This window comes from Methylibium sp., assembly GCF_013817345.1.
Classification (GTDB): Bacteria; Pseudomonadota; Gammaproteobacteria; order Burkholderiales; family Burkholderiaceae_C; genus Methylibium.
The window spans coordinates 1-3,505 of record NZ_JACDCW010000187.1; the positions used below are offsets into that span (position 1 = coordinate 1).

The window sequence follows — 3,505 nt, forward strand, 5'->3', positions numbered from 1 at the left end:
CAACCGAATTCAGTTTGAAGGAGTTTTGACCATGGCCAAGATCATCGGCATCGACCTGGGCACCACGAACTCGTGCGTCGCCATCATGGAAGGCAACACCACCCGCGTGATCGAGAACAGCGAGGGTGCACGCACCACGCCGTCGATCATCGCCTACCAAGAGGACGACGAGATCCTCGTCGGGGCCTCGGCCAAGCGCCAGGCGGTGACGAACCCGCGCAACACGCTGTATGCGGTGAAGCGCCTGATCGGGCGCAAGTTCACCGAGAAGGAAGTGCAAAAGGACATCGACTTGATGCCCTATTCCATCGTGGCGGCCGACAACGGCGACGCGTGGGTCGAAGTGCGCGGCAAGAAGCTCGCACCCCCGCAGGTCAGCGCCGAGGTGCTGCGCAAGATGAAGAAGACCGCCGAGGACTACCTGGGCGAGCCGGTCACCGAGGCGGTGATCACGGTGCCCGCCTACTTCAACGACGCACAGCGCCAGGCCACCAAGGACGCCGGGCGCATCGCCGGCCTGGACGTCAAGCGCATCATCAACGAGCCGACCGCTGCGGCCCTGGCCTTCGGTCTGGACAAGCACGGCAAGGGCGACCGCAAGATCGCCGTCTATGACCTCGGCGGCGGCACCTTCGACATCTCGATCATCGAGATCGCCGACGTCGATGGCGAGATGCAGTTCGAGGTGCTGGCCACCAACGGCGACACCTTCCTGGGCGGCGAAGACTTCGACCAGCGCATCATCGAATACATCATCGCCGAGTTCAAGAAGGAGCAAGGCGTCGATCTGGGCAAGGACGTGCTCGCGCTGCAGCGCCTGAAGGAAGCCGCCGAGAAGGCGAAGATCGAGCTCTCCAACAGCACGCAGACCGACATCAACCTGCCCTACATCACGGCCGACGCCAACGGCCCCAAGCACCTCAACATCAAGCTCACGCGAGCCAAGCTCGAAGCGCTGGTCGAGGAGCTGATCGAGCGCACGATGGCGCCCTGCCGTACGGCGATCAAGGATGCGGGGGTCAGCGTCGGCGACATCAACGACGTGATCCTCGTCGGCGGCATGACCCGCATGCCCAAGGTGCAGGACAAGTGCAAGGAGTTCTTCGGCAAGGAGCCGCGCAAGGACGTCAACCCCGACGAGGCGGTGGCGGTGGGCGCGGCGATCCAGGGCCAGGTGCTGGGCGGCGACCGCAAGGACGTGCTGCTGCTCGACGTGACGCCGCTGTCGCTCGGCATCGAGACCCTCGGTGGCGTGATGACGAAGATGATCACCAAGAACACCACCATTCCCACCAAGTTCGCGCAGACCTTCAGCACGGCCGACGACAACCAGCCGGCGGTGACGATCAAGGTGTTCCAGGGCGAGCGCGAGCTGGCCAACGCCAACAAGATGCTGGGTGAGTTCAACCTCGAAGGCATCGCCCACGCGCCGCGCGGCATGCCGCAGATCGAGGTGAGCTTCGACATCGACGCCAACGGCATCCTGCACGTCGGCGCCAAGGACAAGGGCACCGGCAAGGAAAACAAGATCACCATCAAGGCCAACTCGGGTCTTTCGGAAGCCGAGATCCAGGCGATGGTCAAGGACGCCGAGCTCAACGCGGCAGAAGACAAGAAGAAGCTCGAACTGGTGCAGGCCCGCAACCAGGCCGACGCCATGATCCACAGCGTGAAGAAGAGCCTGGCCGAGCACGGCGAGAAGCTCGACGCCGGCGAGAAAGAGAAGATCGAGGCCGCGATCAAGGACGCCGAAGAAGCGCTGAAGGGCGAGGACAAGGCCGACATCGAGGCCAAGACCGACTCGCTGATGACCGCCAGCCAGAAACTCGGCGAAAAGGTCTACGCCGACATGCAGGCCGCGCAGCAGGCCGCGGCCGCCTCCGGCAGCGCAGCGGGCGAATCGTCCAAGGCGGAAGCGGCTTCTCCGGCCGACGAAAACGTGGTCGATGCCGACTTCAAGGAAGTCAAGGACCAGAAGTAAGGACCACCGTGACGGCTGCGGCCGTCCGGTCGTCTTCGCCGCGTTCGAGTGCTGCAGACACGTGTCTGCACCTCGACGCGGCTTTGTTGTTCAAGCAGGGCACATGGAAGAAGGCGCGTGAGCATGGCAAAGCGTGACTACTACGAAATCCTCGGCGTCGTTAAGAACGCGAGTGACGAGGACATCAAGAAGGCCTACCGCAAGCTGGCCATGAAACACCACCCCGACCGCAACCAGGGCGAAGGTGCAGCGAAGTCGGAGGAACAGTTCAAGGAGGCCAAGGAGGCCTACGAGATCCTGTCCGAGCCGGCCAAGCGCCAGGCCTACGACCAGTACGGCCACGCGGGCGTCGAGCAGATGGGCGGGCGCGGCGGGCCGGGCACGGAAGGTTTCGGCGGCTTTGCCGAAGCCTTCGGGGACATCTTCGGCGACATCTTCGGCGCCGGTGGCGCCGCAGGCCAGCGCCGCGGTGGCTCGCAGGTCTACCGCGGCGGCGACCTCAGTTACGCGATGGAGATCTCGCTCGAGGAAGCGGCGCGCGGCAAGGAAACGCAGATCCGCATCCCGAGCTGGGAAGAGTGCAACGTGTGCGAAGGCAGCGGCGCGAAGCCCGGCACCAGCGCGAAGCCCTGCCCCACCTGCCACGGCTCCGGCCAGGTGCATCTGCGCCAGGGTTTCTTCAGCATCCAGCAGACCTGCCCCAACTGCCACGGCAGCGGCAAGATCATTCCCGACCCCTGTGTCGCCTGCACCGGCGTCGGCCGCATCAAGACCAACAAGACGCTCGAAGTCAAGATCCCCGCCGGCATCAACGAAGGCATGCGCATCCGCTCGGCCGGCAACGGCGAGCCCGGCACCAACGGCGGGCCGCCTGGTGATCTCTACATCGAGATCCGCATCAAGGCGCACGACATCTTCGAGCGCGACGGCGATGACCTGCACTGCACGGTGCCCGTAGGCATCGCCACTGCCGCCCTGGGCGGCGGGGTGGAAGTGCCCACCCTGGGTGGCAAGGCCGAAATCGAGCTGCCCGAAGGCACCCAGCACGGCAAGACCTTCCGCCTGCGCGGCAAAGGCGTGCGCGGCATTCGCTCGAGCTACCCGGGCGACCTGTACTGCCACGTTGCGGTGGAAACGCCCATCAAGCTGACCGAGCCGCAGAAGAAGTTGCTCAAGGAGCTGGACGAGAGCTTCAAGAAGGGCGGCGACCGCCACTCGCCGAACGCCAAGAGCTGGACGGACCGGGTCAAGGACTTGTTCAAGTAGCGCGGCGGGGCGGAGGGCACGGGGTCACTGCGTGCAGGCGGGCGGGCCGCAAAGCCGCGGGTGGGCGGCGGGCTTCGCTTCGGTGCGGCGGTCGGCCCTGCGGGCCGACTTCGCTGCGCTGCTCGGTCTCGTGGCTGCGTCGCGGAACTCGCTTCGTTCGCTTTGCTCACTGCGCTCAGACAGCCGCGACGAGTCAGTTGACGAAGCGCGCTGCGCGCGCAGCCACGAGCCCTGCGCTGCTCGCCGCCGCACAGGCGC

Annotated in this window: 2 protein-coding genes; both read left to right on the top strand. The window is 65.5% G+C overall.

The window, feature by feature from the left end; genetic code table 11:
- Positions 1-31 precede the first annotated feature (31 nt).
- Positions 32-1,981, top strand: coding sequence for a molecular chaperone DnaK (dnaK, locus tag H0W40_RS19675; RefSeq protein WP_292449593.1), 1,950 nt, complete (start codon positions 32-34; stop codon positions 1,979-1,981).
- Positions 1,982-2,104: 123 nt separating this feature from the next.
- A complete protein-coding gene (dnaJ, locus tag H0W40_RS19680; RefSeq protein ID WP_292449594.1) occupies positions 2,105-3,247 on the top strand; it encodes a molecular chaperone DnaJ in 1,143 nt (380 codons plus the stop codon).
- The last annotated feature ends 258 nt before the right edge of the window (positions 3,248-3,505 follow it).

Excerpts from the sequence above, each read along its gene's own strand:
- dnaK (WP_292449593.1), top strand. The coding sequence starts at position 32 with ATGGCCAAGATCATCGGCATCGACCTGGGCACCACGAACTCGTGCGTC.
- dnaJ (WP_292449594.1), top strand. The coding sequence starts at position 2,105 with ATGGCAAAGCGTGACTACTACGAAATCCTCGGCGTCGTTAAGAACGCG.